This is a genomic window from Enterobacter sp. 01-M-02-SI-ECC, from assembly GCF_047530595.1.
Lineage (GTDB): Bacteria > Pseudomonadota > Gammaproteobacteria > Enterobacterales > Enterobacteriaceae > Enterobacter > Enterobacter cloacae_M.
This window is the reverse complement of sequence record NZ_JBLKCZ010000039.1, coordinates 1-17,066: the sequence shown is the minus strand read 5'-3', so window position 1 is coordinate 17,066 and position 17,066 is coordinate 1. Positions and strand designations below refer to the sequence as shown.

General features: G+C 51.9%; 13 protein-coding genes and 4 pseudogenes. 12 read left to right on the top strand and 5 right to left on the bottom strand.

The window, feature by feature from the left end:
• Positions 1 to 306 precede the first annotated feature (306 nt).
• From ACMWLG_RS24175 to ACMWLG_RS24165, 3 genes and pseudogenes are all read left to right on the top strand, one after another.
• On the top strand, positions 307 to 816 hold the full coding sequence (locus tag ACMWLG_RS24175) for a hypothetical protein (protein WP_022652365.1): 510 nt from the start codon (positions 307 to 309) through the stop codon (positions 814 to 816).
• A gap of 3 nt (positions 817 to 819) precedes the next feature.
• The gene (locus ACMWLG_RS24170) at positions 820 to 1,248 is read left to right on the top strand and encodes a hypothetical protein (protein WP_017384060.1); all 429 of its coding nucleotides are present in this window, start codon (positions 820 to 822) and stop codon (positions 1,246 to 1,248) included.
• Between the two features lie 90 nt (positions 1,249 to 1,338).
• Positions 1,339 to 2,027: pseudogene (locus tag ACMWLG_RS24165) on the top strand (IS3 family transposase); the annotation flags it as partial.
• A gap of 546 nt (positions 2,028 to 2,573) precedes the next feature.
• Here the strand turns inward: ACMWLG_RS24165 and ACMWLG_RS24160 are convergent.
• Together ACMWLG_RS24160 and ACMWLG_RS24155 are read right to left on the bottom strand one after the other, a co-directional pair.
• Positions 2,574 to 2,882: an ArsR/SmtB family transcription factor gene (locus tag ACMWLG_RS24160; protein ID WP_032622084.1), complete on the bottom strand. Its 309-nt coding sequence runs from the start codon at positions 2,880 to 2,882 to the stop codon at positions 2,574 to 2,576.
• Between the two features lie 95 nt (positions 2,883 to 2,977).
• Positions 2,978 to 4,102 carry an alkene reductase gene (locus ACMWLG_RS24155; RefSeq protein ID WP_017384063.1) on the bottom strand — a complete coding sequence of 375 codons (1,125 nt, stop codon included), beginning with the start codon at positions 4,100 to 4,102 and terminating at the stop codon, positions 2,978 to 2,980.
• Positions 4,103 to 4,361: 259 nt separating this feature from the next.
• On the opposite strand from ACMWLG_RS24155, the gene ACMWLG_RS24150 reads away from it, so the two are divergent.
• From ACMWLG_RS24150 to ACMWLG_RS24125, 6 genes are all read left to right on the top strand, one after another.
• Entirely contained in the window at positions 4,362 to 4,772 is a 411-nt protein-coding gene (locus tag ACMWLG_RS24150) for a LysR family transcriptional regulator (protein ID WP_157698488.1), read from the top strand.
• A complete protein-coding gene (locus ACMWLG_RS24145; protein WP_017384064.1) occupies positions 4,738 to 5,298 on the top strand; it encodes a LysR substrate-binding domain-containing protein in 561 nt (186 codons plus the stop codon). The genes ACMWLG_RS24150 and ACMWLG_RS24145 overlap by 35 nt, the downstream gene beginning before the upstream one ends.
• An 82-nt stretch (positions 5,299 to 5,380) precedes the next feature.
• On the top strand, positions 5,381 to 6,256 hold the full coding sequence (locus tag ACMWLG_RS24140) for an MBL fold metallo-hydrolase (protein ID WP_017384065.1): 876 nt from the start codon (positions 5,381 to 5,383) through the stop codon (positions 6,254 to 6,256).
• A gap of 109 nt (positions 6,257 to 6,365) precedes the next feature.
• The gene (locus ACMWLG_RS24135) at positions 6,366 to 7,217 is read left to right on the top strand and encodes a DMT family transporter (protein ID WP_007897905.1); all 852 of its coding nucleotides are present in this window, start codon (positions 6,366 to 6,368) and stop codon (positions 7,215 to 7,217) included.
• 75 nt (positions 7,218 to 7,292) lie between these two features.
• A complete protein-coding gene (locus ACMWLG_RS24130) occupies positions 7,293 to 8,129 on the top strand; it encodes a helix-turn-helix transcriptional regulator (protein ID WP_017384067.1) in 837 nt (278 codons plus the stop codon).
• A gap of 294 nt (positions 8,130 to 8,423) precedes the next feature.
• Positions 8,424 to 9,083 (top strand): SDR family oxidoreductase, encoded by a 660-nt coding sequence (locus ACMWLG_RS24125; RefSeq protein WP_007897903.1) that lies wholly within the window; start codon positions 8,424 to 8,426, stop codon positions 9,081 to 9,083.
• A 41-nt stretch (positions 9,084 to 9,124) separates the two neighbouring features.
• Here the strand turns inward: ACMWLG_RS24125 and ACMWLG_RS24120 are convergent.
• Positions 9,125 to 9,721, bottom strand: a pseudogene (locus tag ACMWLG_RS24120) (LysR substrate-binding domain-containing protein); the annotation flags it as partial.
• Between the two features lie 463 nt (positions 9,722 to 10,184).
• Positions 10,185 to 10,511 carry a four-helix bundle copper-binding protein gene (locus ACMWLG_RS24115; protein ID WP_022649401.1) on the bottom strand — a complete coding sequence of 109 codons (327 nt, stop codon included), beginning with the start codon at positions 10,509 to 10,511 and terminating at the stop codon, positions 10,185 to 10,187.
• A 431-nt stretch (positions 10,512 to 10,942) separates the two neighbouring features.
• On the opposite strand from ACMWLG_RS24115, the gene ACMWLG_RS24110 reads away from it, so the two are divergent.
• Positions 10,943 to 12,076 (top strand): glutathione-independent formaldehyde dehydrogenase, encoded by a 1,134-nt coding sequence (locus ACMWLG_RS24110; protein WP_017384068.1) that lies wholly within the window; start codon positions 10,943 to 10,945, stop codon positions 12,074 to 12,076.
• Positions 12,077 to 12,645: 569 nt separating this feature from the next.
• A pseudogene (locus ACMWLG_RS24105) lies at positions 12,646 to 12,945 on the top strand (IS66 family transposase); the annotation flags it as partial.
• Between the two features lie 71 nt (positions 12,946 to 13,016).
• Here ACMWLG_RS24105 and ACMWLG_RS24100 read toward each other — a convergent pair.
• Entirely contained in the window at positions 13,017 to 15,668 is a 2,652-nt protein-coding gene (locus ACMWLG_RS24100; RefSeq protein WP_012561117.1) for an excinuclease ABC subunit UvrA, read from the bottom strand.
• Between the two features lie 616 nt (positions 15,669 to 16,284).
• Between ACMWLG_RS24100 and ACMWLG_RS24095 the strand changes: the two are divergent.
• Positions 16,285 to 16,970 (top strand): annotated as a pseudogene (locus ACMWLG_RS24095) (IS3 family transposase); the annotation flags it as partial.
• Between the last annotated feature and the right edge of the window lie 96 nt (positions 16,971 to 17,066).

The following is a 17,066-nucleotide window of genomic DNA, read 5'->3' as shown; positions in this document are numbered from 1 at the left end:
TGGCCTGTGAACCGGGTGGGTGCTCTGCTCCCGTGGCGGGTTACTCTGCCTGCCTGACCAGCTTCACTTCGTCAATACGGTTCTCACTGCACGCTTACCCATATTGATGAGTTCAGGCTTTTAAATCCAAACATACGTGATGATGAACGCGTTGCGATGGAGATTCGGGAGGGGGCTTTCTGGCCATTGCGAACCCATCAGTTTCGCCGTTCACTTGCTGTACACCTCAGGCGTCTTGATCTGATTTCTACTAATGATCTTATCCGGCAGTTTAAGCACTTAATCAGAGGCATGACGGAGTGGTATATGTCCGGTGCACTCAACGCTTCGCATTTTAGCCGGGCGATCCCTCAGGCATTCGCTGCCGAGATTGAAAGGGTTGATACCGAACTCTCAGCTTCCAGGGCTGTTTCTTATCAGCATGAAGGCCTGCTTTATGGCGAAGGCGGGAAGTTACTGATGTCCCAGAGAGGTGGGCACTTACATCAGATGACGTTTCCTACACTGAAAAAAGCGATGAGCATGGCTAAACGAGGCGGGCAAAAACTGGTATCTCTTGGAAACGGTTTTTATTGCATGAATGGCCATGACTGCGAGTTTAAGGCGGTTGTTCAGTCAGCGTCCTGCAATCCGGGATGTGAGAACATGCTGGCCGGAGCTGATTCTGTTCCCGTGTGGAAACGCAGGATGGCTCATTATGACAACCTTCTGGAGATTGCCGTGCGAAATAATGCTCCTCAGGCTGACAGGGATTTTCTGATGCTTGAGAGAGATTTTTATGCAGATGCTGTCCGCTTTTTTGAAAAGGATGAATAGAGCATGACGAACGAACAGTCGGGGGTTAAAAAAACACAGGCAAGAGCAGAGCAGGCCCTGAGGGAACTGATGTTATCAGGGGAGCGTATCAGCCAGTATGCTGTGGAAAAACGAGCGGGGCTGGCAAACGGCACCCTGAATTATAACTGTCCTGAGTACAGGCAGGTCAGGGAGGCTATCCGCAGTCTGAAAAAAACGTGCCAGGGCACCGCGCCGGTTGATGAGCAGGGCATTGAGCAGCAGATCAAGCTGAAAGAAAAGTATCGCCGTCAGAGAAATGAGCTGAGGGAAGAAATCAAAAAGATGATGGCTGAAAATGTAGAGCTGTTACATAACCTTATACTTTTACAGCAGTATGTCAGGGAGCTTGAACGCAACACCGGGAGGGAGAAAGGGGACGTCATTCCGTTCTCGGGTGGTGTCAGGGACTGAGGCTATACTGAACGGAAGGACGCGAGGTGAATCGCCACGGGTTTAACAGACACCTCAGAGTCATTTAAGATGGCTTAAAGAGAGGTGCCCATGAGCGGTAAGCGTTATCCCGAAGAGTTTAAAATTGAAGCAGTCAAACAGGTTGTTGATCGCGGTTATTCTGTTGCCAGCGTTGCAACGCGTCTCGATATCACCACCCACAGCCTTTACGCCTGGATAAAGAACTACGGTCCGGATTCTTCCACTAATAAAGAACAGTCAGATGCTCAGGCCGAGATCCGCCGTCTTCAGAAAGAGCTGAAGCGGGTTACCGACGAACGGGACATATTAAAAAAAGCCGCGGCGTACTTCGCAAAGCTGTCCGACTGAGGTACGCCTTTATTCGTGACAACACCTGTTGCTGGCCTGTTCGCCTGCTCTGTCGGGTGCTGGATGAACATCCCAGTGGTTTTTACGCCTGGCTTCAGCAGCCGCATTCACAACGCCATCAGGCAGACCTGAGACTGACAGGACAGATTAAACAGTTCTGGCTGGAATCGGGATGCGTCTATGGTTATCGCAAAATCCATCTGGATCTGCGGGACAGCGGGCAACAGTGCGGAGTGAACAGAGTCTGGCGACTGATGAAACGTGTCGGGATAAAGGCTCAGGTCGGATACCGGAGCCCGAGGGCATGTAAAGGCGAGGCCAGTATCGTGTCGCCCAACAAGCTCCAGCGACAGTTCAATCCGGATGCTCCGGATGAGCGTTGGGTAATCACAGCGTGGTTTCCTCAAACCCTCGCTGTGAATTAACTGAAATACTTCATTGAAGCTGTAACCAAACAGTTAACTGAAAGAATGAGCCCGCAGAGCATTGCACAGCGATGACACCATTTGTTGAGCTTCACCGTTTTCGCATACAACCGTCCGGGATTTGGAAAAGCACTGTCTTTTTGTACTGACCGATCATGATTAAGTGACACCTCTTCGAAAAAGAGAGCGCGATGAGCGATTAATATATGGCTCGAAAGACAATTATGTTGGGCTTTTATGACCGCTGTCAGAGGTATTATCTTACCCGGACGGCAACAGGGTCGGAATGTCATCAGCGGCACTGTAACAAGCTATCCGCCATCTTAAATATCTGCAGGTCCTTTCACCGAGTATGCACACCAACCGACAGAGTGATTTGACCCAAACTGGTGGATATTTTGCAAAACTATTAGCCTCTTATGACCGGTCTGCAGCCTGATATTGAGGAATTAGTGCGCTTTCATGGAATGCCTGCCGGGATCGCAAGTACGAACCCCCGGTACTGTTACACTGAATGTGCTCAGTCCTGTATCAGATTGTATTTTTCAGCAACTCAAGAACAACCCTTATTTTATCATTGTCACGTTTGTAGTACGTCCAGGGACCGATGCGCTGAGAAGTAACAAGTTGTGCCCGTTGAAGAGCTGAGAGGTAAAGAGAAACGGTAGACTGTGAGAGCCCGACCTTTTCCTGAATGATACTGACACACACACCGAACTCGTCCGCATCAGCATAAGGCTGATGGAAGTGTATTTTCGGTTCCTTGAGCATATACAGAATTTTTCTTCTAACAGGGTTTCCCAGCGCCTTAATCACGTCATTCAAATCAATATCAGGCATAAACTCTGTCACTTGTCGCATTGAGGAATTGCAATGTTACGATACTTCTCTACGTTAAGCATCAGCTTTTGAAAAGCTGATGCTCATAAGAATGGTTAGCCAAAGGCGGGATAATCTGTGTAGCCTTTTGCCGTTCCACCATACATGGTTGTTGGATCGACCGGATTCAGTGGCCATTCATGATAAAGGCGCTGCGGTAAATCCGGATTAGCTATGAACGGGCGGCCAAATCCGATAATGTCTCCCCAGCCAGCACCGATAATCCGTTCGGCTTTTTCTTGCGTATATCGCCCGGCATACATAATTACACCGCTGAATAACTTACGGACTTCAGCTCTGAATGCTTCAGGCAATTCGGGAGCATCATCCCAGTCGGCTTCAGCAAGAGAAATATAGGCTATTCCGATTTCTTCAAGAATTTTAACGGCTTCGGTATAGGTTTCATGGGGATCATCTTCCACCAGGCCAAGATAGACCCTTACTTCATCCGTGGTCTGAAAGAGCGGAGCAAAACGGACTCCCACACGGTCTTTACCGACCACATCAGCGACAGCCTGCGTCACTTCGCGCAGAAACCGCAGCCGGTTATGTAATGAGCCACCATATTCATCCTCTCTTTTGTTGCTATGGGATGACATGAACTGGTTAACCAGGTATCCATTTGCACAGTGAATTTCCACACCGTCAAAACCGGCATCAAGGGCGTTCTGAGCTGCCCCGGCGTACATCCTGACAATCTCACTAATTTCCTCTTTTTCCAGTGCGCGGGGGCAGGAAGCGGTAGCCAGCGCCCCCTCTCCCGGCCCGGTTTCGATGAATACCTTAACGTTTTCCCCTGCCGGTATCGCCGACGGAGCGACAGGCGAGGCGTTACCTGGCTGCAGGGAGTTATGGGATACTCTTCCGACATGCCAGAGCTGGGCAAAAATGATGCCTTCTTTTTCATGCACTGCCCGCGTCACTTTCTTCCAGCCTTCCACTTGCCGTGAGCTGTAGATCCCCGGGGTCCACGCATAACCCTGCCCACGAGGTTCGATTTGTGTTCCTTCGGTCACCATAAACCCGGCACTGCTGCGCTGTGCGTAATATTCAGCCATCAGTTCGTTCGGAATATCACCCGGTTGTGAGCTCCGTGAGCGGGTTAAAGGCGGAAGTACAACACGATTCTTCAGGGTGTAGGGACCTAGTCTGGTGGGAGAGAACAGGTTTTTCGTCTTCATTACATATCCTGATATAGCGAATTTTCAATATCACTGAAACGCCATGTCTCAGCATTTACGACCTGGCATGTCGTCGTTCGGCCGATGTAGCCGCAGAACCACGACACTTTATTCCACATATTGAGATTTACCAATATCTAGATTTATAAAAATTATGATCGGATGAGCGGAACGGGGGGTTGCCTGATGGCTCACAGAATCGGCATCATGAACCTAAATGGTTCTGATAATGTTATCGGAGATCCTGAACGGGAACGGTATGCGTCACGATTTTAATGACTATGTTGCATTCATGGCAGTAGCACAGGAGTGCAGTTTTTCACGGGCTGCTGTCCGCCTCGGGATTTCGGCATCCACGCTTTCACACACGATACGTCGTCTCGAGGAGCGCGTTGGCATGCCGTTACTTATGCGTACAACCAGGCGGGTGGCTGTCACCGAAGCCGGTAAACAATTATTACTGACGCTTGAACCCGGTCTTGCGCGCATTGAAGCGGGCGTGACAGCTCTTCAGAGACTGCGCCATACACCGGCTGGGCTGGTCAGACTTACGGTATCAGATCACATGATTCATGAATGTCTCTGGCCACGATTGTCACCGTTACTAAAAAAAATATTCGGATATCAAGGTGGAAATGTCGCAGCAGAACGGTTTTGTCGACATTGTTGAGGGCAATTTTGATGCCGGAGTCCGAATTGGTGATGACATATTAAAGGATATGGTGGCCGTCCGAATCGCACCGGACATACGGTTTGTCGTCATTGGATCGTCCACCTATCTTGCAGAAAGAGGTCTGCCGCTACATCCCTCTCAGCTGGAAAAACATGACTGCATCAATATACGTCTGTCACCCACAGGCCCGCTGTATGGCTGGGAATTTGTCAGGCAGGGGGAGAATATTGTGAAAAAAGTGGACGGGCAGCTTACTTTTTCAAGCATTTATCCAATGCTTCAGGCAGTAAAAGATGGCTACGGCCTGGCCTACCTGCCGGAGTCTTCTGCCCTGGCGGGGATTGAGGCGGGACACTATTGTCGGGTGCTTGAGGACTGGTCAGAGGCTTTTCCCGCCGACATGATAATTCCAATAATGTCCATTACAGGCTCCGGTAAAGATAATACCGACACCTTACATGAGAAAGGCAAAAGCAATATAACCTGCTGTGCTCCGGATTTTAAGAATGAGCGGTTTACGTAGCAGGATGAGCAGTTCGAACCAGAAATTTCGTTACTATTGCTAAAGTAAAACCTGATGACCTCTAATCGTAACGGAGACCAATATGACTTCACAACTGAACTGGCAGGCCCCGGCTATCAATCGCAAAAAAGTAGGTGACATGACTGTGACCATGCTGAGTGATGGCTATCTGGACGTATCTTTTGAGCTGCTGTCTGGTATTGACGGCTCACGTGCCGAGGATTTACTGCAGAAGCGCGGTGTGCCAGCAGTACCCCGTATTAATATCAACGTCTACGTTATCCAGACGCCTGAGCGAACCATCCTGATTGACAGTGGTGCCGGAGGTATTAATGGCTGGGGCGGTCGGCTTCAGGTAGCCCTGGCCGCGGCAGGCATTGACCCGCTTCAGATTGATACCCTTCTCCTGACTCACGCGCATCCTGACCATATCGGCGGGCTTGCAGGCCCCCTGCAGACTCCCGTTTTCCGCAATGTTCAGCAGTTGTTTGTGCATGAGAAAGAACTCGCTTTCTGGCGTGATGAAACCATTTCCGCTGGCGCGCCTGACGCATTCAAGCCGTTCTTTGAAGTAGCAAGGAACGCCTTCAGCGCTTATGACGACAAACTGGTGCCATTCCGCGAGGAAGCGATTTTACCAGGTATTCAGACTGTACCGCTGTTCGGCCATACGCCAGGACATACCGGTTATCTGCTGGGTGATGAAAAAGAGTCGCTGCTCATCTGGGGTGATATTGTTCACTTCCCGCACATTCAGGTTGCTCAGCCTGACGTTACTATCGCGTTCGACAGCGATCCTGCGGCGGCGGCGGCCATCCGTAGCAAAGTGCTTGACCGCGCAGCGAGCGATAACCTGGCTGTCAGTGGTATGCACTTCAACCTGCCTACTACCGGTAAGGTTATCCGTGAAGGTAACAGCTTCGCACTGAATTACGACCTGTGGTCACCCGCAGTCTGATCACCTTCCTTCCCGGTGCACACAATAGTGACCGGGAAGAGATCCCCTTTCATATCGCCCGACAAGAACCCACCTGCAATACTATGAATATCACTGCCTCACAAAAAAAATGGCTCATTACTCTTGCGCCCTGGCTTTTTGTATTCCTCTGGAGTCAGGGTTTGTCGCAGCCAAATTTACCGTGCAGTACAGCGCGCCGTTTCATCTTTTATTCCTGCGTGGCGCATTTTCCTGTCTGGTCCTTCTGCTGCTTACACTGGGGTTCAGGGCCCGTTTTCCGTCCGGCAGAGGAATGGTTCGCAACCTGATTGTCGGACTTTTCCTGCAGAGCTTCTTTCTGGGCGGATGCTTTTATGCCATCCATCGTGGCATGCCGTCAGGCATTGCGGCGCTCATCACCGGCCTGCAGCCGGTACTGACTGCAATACTGGTTTCACTCATGCACCGTCAGTCCCTGCATCCCCGGAAATGGCTGGGTATTGCGATTGGCTTTGCGGGCGTTTTCTTGGTGCTATCGCCAGGGCAGCATAGTTTTGCACTGGATCCTGTGGCTTTTGGGTCGGTCATGCTGGGGTTATTTGGCGTAACGATCGGAGCGCTTTATCAGCGCCGTGCTCAGGGAGATGGACATATCTTTGCGAACACGTTTTTACAGTACGTCACTTTGACAATATCGATGGGTGCAATTAGCCTGATGTTCGAATCTGCTCCGACGCAGTGGAGCTTATCATTTGCGCTGGGTCTGGGCTGGCTGGTTATTGGCGTATCGGTTCTGGCGATTATGTTGCTGATTTTTATGATACGAAGCGGTGAAGCAACCAAAGTCGCTACTTACTTTTACCTGGTTCCCATTCTCACGGCAGCTGAAGCGTGGTTGCTGTTTGGAGAGGCCATTACATTGCCTATGCTTGTGGGTATGGCAGTAACTATAATCGGCCTGATTTTTGTCATCCGGGAATAGACAACCGCACGCGTCGCTGTATGCTTTTGTATATGGCGACGTATAATAGCGGTCAAAGTCAAATTCCGGATGAATATGCAAACAGTCAGCTTTTCCGATTCTCCCGTTGATGATCTCCTCGCTGAGCTTCTTACCCTGGCACGCTCCCGTTTTCCACTTCCCTGCGATTGCCTTCGCGCAGAACAGACGCATCAGGTAAAGAAGTTCGAGGTGGAAGGTGCGACCCTTTCCTTCCCGCTGGAAGGAGAATTCCGGTATCGTGAAAATGAGAAATGGCACCGGGTGATCCCGGGCGAGATTATGGTCGTCCCGAATGCCCGTAGCATCGATATAGAATATGCCCCTTCAGAACAAAGTGGTGAGTTTGTCGCCCTGAGCGTGGTGCTCGCGGAGGAACAGCTTGAAGCAGCCAGGCTGTTACTTGCCGCACCACCACCACAGGACACCGGCAGCATCGCAGCCATTTCCGTATCAGCTCTTCTTTCACCCCTTAACCGCTGGACAGCCGCAATGCGGGAAGGGAAGCGTCCGCTTTCCCTGCACGCCATGGTTGAAGTGGTGCTCTGGCTTTATGGCATGGGATACCATGCTTTGCTGCGAGCCCGGCAGCCAAGTCTGGCCATGAAAATCCGTCAGATGGTAGCGGACAAACCGGCTCATCCCTGGAGTGCTGCTGAAATTGAAGATCTGACGGGACTCAGTGGCCCCACGCTTCGGCGCCACCTGGCCAGTGAGTCAACCAGCTTACGCTCAGTTATCGCCGATGCACGTATCGCGGAGGCTCTCCGCCTGCTGATGACATCGACGCTGCCGGTAAAAACGGTCGCGGGGCGGGTGGGTTACAATTCAGTATCGAGCTTCAGCAGGCAGTTTTCTGAACGCTATGGAATCGAACCTTCAGGGTTCCGCTGACTTCAGTTCGTTCAAGGTACACATTGCGTCCCTCGCACTTCAGTAACTTGCGTGGATCTTTCGAATATAACGGAAGATATTGGCCGGCATTGCGTGTAACCGGTTCAGGAGTTCTCATCGTGACGGGAGAGCTAAATCGGTACGGCTGTTGTTCTCAGCTATAAGAACAACTGAGTATCTGACCAGCTGTCTGGTGCTGGCAGCAGCATGCAGTGCAATCGGTCAGGCTCAAAGGAACTGACCTGATGTCAGGTTATAATTTCGGACACATCATAACCCCAGAAGGAGACAACTGTGGTTCATGTTTTCATTATCGGTGGTGCAGGCAAAATCGGCCAGCGTCTGTGCAGGATCCTTTCAGGAAGGGGGCATGCTGTTCGTGCCCTCTACCGTAAGCCAGAGCAGCAGGCATTGCTAGGCGAGCTGGGTGCTGAGCCCGTCAGTGGGAGCCTGACAGAGCTGGATGCAGCTGCGCTGGCGATGCACTTTGCAGGTAGTGATACAGTGGTGTTTACTGCCGGTGCCGGCGGTAAGGGGGGGCAGGAGATGACCAATGCGGTCGACGGCGAAGGGCTGAAAAAGTCGGTAGCTGCCGCCCTCAGTGCCGGTGTGTCTCGCTTTCTGCTCGTTTCTGCATTCCCGGAGTCCGCACGGGGAGAAACCACTTCTGAATCATTCGAAAATTATATGCGTGTTAAAAAAATGGCCGATGTGGAACTAGCACAAAGCGAGCTTGACTGGGTGATCCTGCGCCCCGGCGCGCTGCAGGATAAGACTGGTACGGGTTATGTACGTGCCGGCCTGGCCATCCCGTATGGTAACGTGCCCCGTGATGACGTGGCGGCTACGCTGGCTGAACTCATTGAGCAACCTGCCGTCAGCCGCGTCATCATTGAGCTGACGTCTGGCGATGCTCCTGTCCGTGAAGCCATACAGAAGCTGGCGGGCCGATAAAAGGCAGCGCACGTACCAGCAGGCTGCAGGCCCCCAGGCGTTTACAATAAACTTTCCAGCCAGTCGGTAAACGCCCGTACTTTTCGGGAGAGATGGCGGTGCGGATACAGAAGTTACAGTTTGCGATTCGGGGACGGATTATCTGGCAGAACCTCTACCAACAGCCCGCGATCGAGATAAGGCTGCAAAAAAATATTCATGCCCTGTAGTATTCCCAGCCCCGCCAGGCCTGCTGCAATGTAGGCTTCTGAGTTATCCACGACAAGCCTGCCTGGAAGTTCAATTTCGGTGGAGCCCTCTGACGTCCCGAATGTCCAGGGCATAACTTGTCTGTTGCTGCTGTTAATCCAGTTGACGGCCTGATGCTGCTGCAACTCGTCCATTGTTTCCGGGGTGCCGTGTTGATCAAGATACGCAGGTCTGGCGCAGGTCGTCATTTTAACGGTTCCCACCTTCTTTGCGATATAGTCGCCATCGTCCAGCTCCCCTACCCTCAGTATGCAGTCCAGGCCATCATGCAGCATATTCCGTCGGCGGTCTGAGCTGCTCAGGATAATTTCAATTCCGGGATGCTGGCGATAAAAATCAGGCAGGTTGGGTATAACAAGTAAAGCCGCAAACGCGACAGGCATATCTATGAGCGAATAGCGGACGTCAAAATGATAGCGACAGGAAAGTTCTGCCATATTAAACATAACAACCCTTGGGCGCGCCGCCGCAGGCGCCCTCAGCACGTTTCTGCGGCCTCCCGCCTGTTTCCGGCACTTTCCTGCCCCAACCCCTGAAAAACGCCCCTGATGATTTCTGCGCGTCTGCATGGCTATGCAGTGAGATCTGCTCTCCACCGATTAGTGCATGCAGATTTTGGAAACGTCCAATTCTGGCACGAAGCGGTCACCCCGGCGGGGTGCAGTCCGCTGTCAGCGAAAACGGACATTGAGCCAATCAAATAATCTGTGCCAGAATTTGTCATTGAGGCTAGTACTTTCGAGTAGATCTATTTCCCGCCCGTACTCTTAAACTCATCTATCTCATCCTTCTACGACTTATTACCGGGAATATAAAACCCCGCCGAAGCGGGTTTGGTAATTTGAGTTTTTCTCAGGCGGCCATCTTTCTGCATTGTTCGGCGCAGTGATGACAAGCGCTTGAGCAATCCTGACAATGGTCATGTTCATGCTTTCCACACTCGTCACCGCACTTCTGACAAACATCAGCGCAAAGACGGCAAAGATCCTGGGCAGACCCGCTATTTAGTGTCATGAATTGAGCTGCAAGACGGCAGATATTTGCACACTGCATATCCAGTTTTATGCACTCGCGCATCATCTCCAGATTCTCTTCGTCGAGACACGAAGCCGCACAGTTATCACATGCCGTTGCACATAGATAACAGGCTTCGATGCATTTTTTGTATTCGTCTAACATAATTTCTCCTTAGCTAAGGTTACGTATTAAGCATGGAAGAGATAACTGATTATTCAAATTTTGAATTAGTTAATAACCTTTTCAGCATTTCATATCATTGATTCAAAGTGCATCTCTAGGGTTACCTAATTCACCTATGTCTACTTCTGGCACAATGCAGAAATGAGATAGATTTACTTTATCCGCTTCTCCCTCAAAGCTGTCCGTAATCCCCTGCCTGCTTAAAAAAACCGGATTAACGTATGATGTTTTTACGTTTTCCAGGCAGCCTTCATCGGTAAGTACCTGTCTTACAGACTTCAATGCACTTAGTTAAGAAACATCCTAATCGTCCTTTCGCCGATCGCGAGATCTGTTATGGCAGCTAAACTCGATTGATACCCCAATCCGCCGGGCAGCATTTCCTTTCCGCACGCAAGAAGGAGAAGATCATGAAAGCAGTAATTTACAACGGTCCTTATGATGTAAAAGTAAAAGACGTACCGGATGCGAAAATTGTCCGCCCCACGGATGTACTCGTCCGCATCACCACCACCAACATTTGTGGGTCGGACTTGCACATGTATGAGGGCCGGACCAGCTTTGAACAGGGACGGATTCTGGGTCACGAAAACCTGGGTGAAGTGGTCGAAATTGGCTCAGGCGTTGAACGTATTAAGGTGGGCGACTATGTTTGTCTGCCGTTTAACGTGGGATGTGGTTTTTGCGAAAACTGTGAAAAAGGTCTGACCGGCTTTTGTCTCACTACCAATCCGGGTTCGGCAGGCGCAGCTTATGGTTTTGCTGAAATGGGTCCCTGGGAGGGGGGGCAGGCGGAACTGCTTCGGGTGCCATTTGCCGACTTTAACTGCCTTGTTCTTCCCCCTGATGCGGCAGAAAAAGAAGATGATTATGTGATGCTCTCTGACATTTTTCCTACCGGCTGGCATGCAACAGAACTTGCCGGATTGAAGCCTGGTGAAAGCGTGGCCATTTATGGCGCGGGGCCGGTCGGTTTGATGGCAGCTCATTCGGCGATCATTAAAGGTGCTTCACAGGTGTTTGTGGTTGATACGCACACAGACCGGTTGGCTCTGGCTGAAAAAATGGGGGCGACGGGCATCAATGCTACTGGCGATGAAGCTGTACAAAAAATTCTCGACCTGACGGATGGACGCGGTACGGATTGTGGCTGCGAATGTGTTGGCTATCAGTGCTGTAACAAACATGGCCATGAAGATAACTCTGTCACCATGAACAGTCTTGTTGCGTCGACGAAAGCAACCGGGGGAATTGGTGTGGTTGGCGTCTTTATTCCTCAGGATCCGGGGGCTGAATCGGAGCTTGCCAGAGAGGGTAAGATGCCATTTGATTTTGGGAGTTTCTGGTTTAAAGGACAGGCAATCCGTACCGGCCAGGCGAACGTTAAGGCCTATAACCGTCAGCTGTCTCGCCTCATCCATCACGATAAAGCCAGTCCGGGCAAAATAATTTCTCATCGTCTTTCGCTTGAAGAGGCTCCTGCCGGATATAAGCACTTCGATGAGCGGGATGAAGGATGGACGAAGGTTATCCTTAAGCCTTAAATAGAGTTATCCGGTATGAGAAAGCAAAAACCGGGAAAGAATGTATGACTTTTGACAGGGTGCAATAAAATATCCTGTCAGGGCGTTATTATTCATACTTTCAGCTGCCAGGCGCTTCCATATCCAGACTTGTTCCCTGATTTTGCCGACGAGATAGCAAAATTAATACATTCAGGAGGAGGCATCTGCGGTTGATCTGTTCCGTATTTATTAACGCCCTGTGCTGTAAGTATTGTCTGCCTCTACCACATAGCAGACATGTGCGCAGGAATGGTCCGCTATGAGCGAAAAGCGGACTTCCGGTCCTTGCGCAAACTCCCGTTCCGAGAAGTTGCAGTTCACAAATCACCTGTTAAAGAAGGTATGGTAGCCCACAGCATTAATTTTGCTTCCATCTTCAGTCAGACTGGCCGGTACCGGCTTCCGATAAGTTTCGTCGGCTGAGGCCCGCTAAAGTAGAGAGGTCAAAAAATAACCTTGACGTACAATAATTTTCGATATCCAAACTGACCCCTAATTAGGTGGACACCTGATGACTGACTTAAAATTTCTATCACGCCAGCGTTACACATCCGCAGTCGCATCTTGCGGGGTTCAGCGGGGTGTTGCAGGCGGACGTGCACGTGCGGACGCCCTCTGACACCACGACCGAAGCGCTGTGCCGTATCGGCGAGCTGTATGGCATCGAGGCGGGCATCCGGGGCAAAAGCGCGGCGGAACGGCTGGCCATTCGGCAGGAAAAAGCGGTACCGCTGCTGACCGCGCTGGAGGGCTGGCTGCGTGAAAAGCAGAAAACGCTGTCACGGCACTCGGAGCTGTCGAAGGCGTTCGCGTACGCGCTGAACCAGTGGGATGCGCTGAAATTATACCTGCGGGAGATTACTGATACAGAACACGCCGGGAATGTGCCGCCATTGACGCAATGACGACACAGCCCTTTTTAACCGTTCCGTGAGAGTTCCCTGGCAATATACTGTGCGGTACGGCTTTCTTTGACCTGCGATACCTGTTCGGGAGTTCCTGCGGCAACCAGGCGTCCTCCCTCATGTCCCGCTCCAGGACCGATGTCGATAACCTGGTCTGCCTGAGTAACCGCCCGCATATCGTGTTCAATCATTATCACCGTATTTTCTGCATCAACAAGCCGCTGCAGCTGCACAAGGAGGCGGTCGGCGTCTGAAGCATGCAGGCCGGTTGTCGGTTCATCTAGGATATACAACGTGTGGCCACGTTGGCTACGTTGTAGTTCGGTTGCCAGCTTGATCCTTTGCGCCTCCCCTCCGGATAACTCGGTTGCTGGTTGTCCCAGACGCAGGTAGCCCAGACCAATTTCACTCAGCAGACGGAGGGGACGAGCCACTGGTTCTTCAGTCGCAAAGAACTGACTGGCTTCATCCACCGTCATATGCAGGACCTCCGCGATATTTTTGTCCTGCCAGCAGATCCTGAGAGTATCCCGGTTATACCGCGCGCCATGGCAGGTCGGGCACGGTGCATACACGCTCGGCATAAACAACAGCTCCACGCTGACGAATCCTTCACCTTCACAGGTTGCACAGCGGCCTTTTGCCACATTGAAAGAGAATTGACCCGCATCGTAATGATGGAGTTTGGCGTCAGTCGTTCCGGCAAAGAGCTTACGAACAGGATCAAACAACCCGGTATATGTCGCCAGGTTTGAACGGGGGGTCCTGCCTATCGGTTTCTGGTCAACCTGAACCAGACGCTTTACCAGTCCGGTATCACCGGTCAGGGTACCGTACGTTTTCTCCGTTACGGATGGCCCCTCAGCGTCGCTGGCTTCGGAAAGCACGTCTTCTGGCTCACCGCCAAGTGAAGAAAGCACCAGTTCCGGTAAGGCCTGGGCAATCAGACTGGATTTACCGGAGCCAGAGACTCCCGTCACGGCTGTCAGCACACCCAGAGGAATATCAACATCGATCCACTTAAGATTGTGGCGATGGATCCCCTGCAGTTTCAGCCACCCGGATGGGATACGGGCAAAAGATTGTGGTGGCCGGACTTCATCAAATAAATAACGCGCGGTACGAGATTGGGTGACGGCTTTCAGATCTTCAGGAATACCACTGTAGAGAACATGTCCTCCCTGTTCACCAGCCGACGGTCCCACATCAACAAGCCATTGCGCCCGTCGCATCAGGTTAAGATCATGTTCAACGACAAACACCGAGTTGCCGGCATCACGAAGGTTCTCAAGCGCATCGTAAAGCGCTTTACTGTCTGAGGGGTGCAGACCCGCAGACGGTTCATCAAGAACATAGACCACACCAAACAGCATCGAACTGAGTTGCGTGGCAAGACGCAGTCGCTGAAGCTCTCCTGCAGATAGAGTTGGGGTTGCTCTGTCCAGCGTAAGATAACCCAGCCCCAGCTTCTGCAACTGATACAACCGGGCCATGACACCACCGGTCAGCCGTTGTGCCGCCAGTCGTTTCTCTTCCGATAACGCCGATGTCCGGCAGACATCGGCGTTATCGGAATGGACCGCTTTTCCGGATGCAGCACGCTCTGTCAGATCCCGACGGGTGATATCCCTGTCGGCATCTGCGCCGGCGTGGTGGGCACTGAAATCCCCCCGGGAGATTGGAAGGAGCAATTCCGCCAGCTGGTCTAAGGGCATCTGCATAAATTCACCAATGTCCACACCGGCAAAGGTGACGGACAATGATTCTGACTTCAGTCTTTTCCCGTGACAGACCGGACACAGCTTGCCTTCCATAAAACGGGAGACTCGTTTTCTCATCAACGCGCTTTGCGTGCTGGCGAAGGTATGTAGCACATAACGACGTGCCCCGGTGAAGGTCCCCATATAACCCGGCGTCATTTTTTTCCTGACGGCTTCGCGCGTATCTTCCGGACTCAGTCCCGGGAAAACCGGTACAGTGGGGGTGTCTTCGGTAAAAAGGATCCACTGACGGTCTTCCGCTGGCAGATTTTTCCAGGGAGTGTCGATGTCATACCCCAGCGTCACCAGAATATCCCGCAGATTCTGTCCGTGCCAGGCCGGGGGCCAGGAAGCAATAGCCTTTTCACGGATACTAAGTGAGGGATCGGGCACCATCAGTGTTTCAGTTACCTCATAGATATGGCCCAGACCATGGCAAGAAGGGCATGCCCCCTGCGGCGTGTTGGGAGAAAAATCCTCGGCATACAGCATCGGTTGTCCGGCAGGATAAGCGCCCGCCCGTGAGTACATCATTCGCACCAGACTGGATAAGGTGGTCACGCTGCCGACAGAGGAGCGCGCGTTACTGGCACCGCGTTGTTGCTGAAGCGCAACGGCTGGCGGCAGTCCGTCAATGGCATCCACATCCGGAACCCCGACCTGATCAATGAGGCGACGAGCGTAGGGGGCAACCGATTCAAAGTAGCGCCGTTGCGCCTCAGCATAAATGGTGCCAAAGGCCAGTGAAGACTTACCCGAGCCTGACACACCCGAAAAAACAACCAATGCGTTGCGCGGAATGGAAACATCCACCTCTTTAAGGTTGTTCTCGCGAGCACCGCGAATCACAACTGAATTGTTGTCGTCAGTCAGGATGGGATGATAACCGAAAAGTTTCTTTGCCATAGAATTTCCTGTGCTAGGTGTGTCCGCTCTTAATAAGGCCACCTCTTGTGACGGTATCTGGTGTGCCGGACCGCTCGATCAGAAAGCCCGTCGAAAAAAGCGTTTGTGTGACTGGAAACAGATTGCTGAAGCTGGGCCCGGTGGTACCATGTGGGACACCGCTGAAGTTTCAGCGGTACCCTGCGGATCCGCCTTCTGTATGAGAACTGGCTGGCGGCGTACCCGGGACCGGAGATTTGGCTCCCGTGATAATGCGGGCTCCCCGGTACGCGACGCTGTGGTTCCAGACCCAGCTGATGGCGACACTCAGGCGGTTTCGGGTACCAATTAAAAAATACAGATGAATAATGCACGTGATTTCATATGTCATTTCCTTTCATTACAGTTTTAGACCCCATCAGACATCTGCCTGGCAGAGTTAACGGAGATAGGAGCGGACTATCGAAATGGTGTCGTCGATTGACCTCTTCTGCGACTCATTTCGTTTGCCCGTATCGGGGAATTCCTCCCGAAGATAGCTTTCCAGAACAACCGCCATCAGGTCGTTAACGGCTCCCTGGACTGACCCCGCCCCGGTAGACGATCCTGCCCTATAGTTTGAGTATAGGAGGAGCGTATGGGCACACCACGATTTACACCTGAATTTAAGGAAGAAGCCGTCCGTCAGATAACGGAACGCGGTTATTCCGTCGCCTAAGTATCTGAGCGTCTGGGCGTCTCTGCACACCGCCTCTACAAGTGGCTACGGGCTATCAAACCTGATAACAGCGAGCAGCATGCCCGGGATTTACTGGAAGCTAAAAGCGAGATCCTGAAACTCCGGGCGCAGCTAAAACGCACCGAAGAAGAACGGGATATCCTGAAAAAGGCCGCGCGGTACTTTGCAAAGGAGCCCGACTGAAGTACCGCTTTATCAATGAGCACCGAACTGTATGGGGTGTGATGACGATGTGTCGGGTACTGAATGTCGCCCGGGCCGGGTTCTATGCGTGGCTGCATAACCCTGTCTCGGCGCGTGATAAAGATAACCAGCGCCTGCTGATGCTTATCCGCGACTCATATTCCCTGAGCGGAGGCGTATACGGTTACCGGCGGGTTCATGGCGATCTGAACGAAATCGGGGAAACCTGTGGTAGAAACCGGGTGGGTCGGATCATGCAACTGGACCGGATTAAAGCTGTGCGCGGCTATAAAGCGCCACGTCGTATCGCTGGCAGGCCTTCAGTCGTTGCTCCTAATCGCGTGCAGCGGCAGTTCACCGTTGTCCGGGCCACCCAGGTCTGGGTCACCGATATTACTTATAGTGTGCCCGGAGTTCAGGGCGGGCATGGATGCTTAAATGAACCGCGAGTCTGTCTGGAATATTGAACCGGTAACTCACGATGAGAAACCCAACAA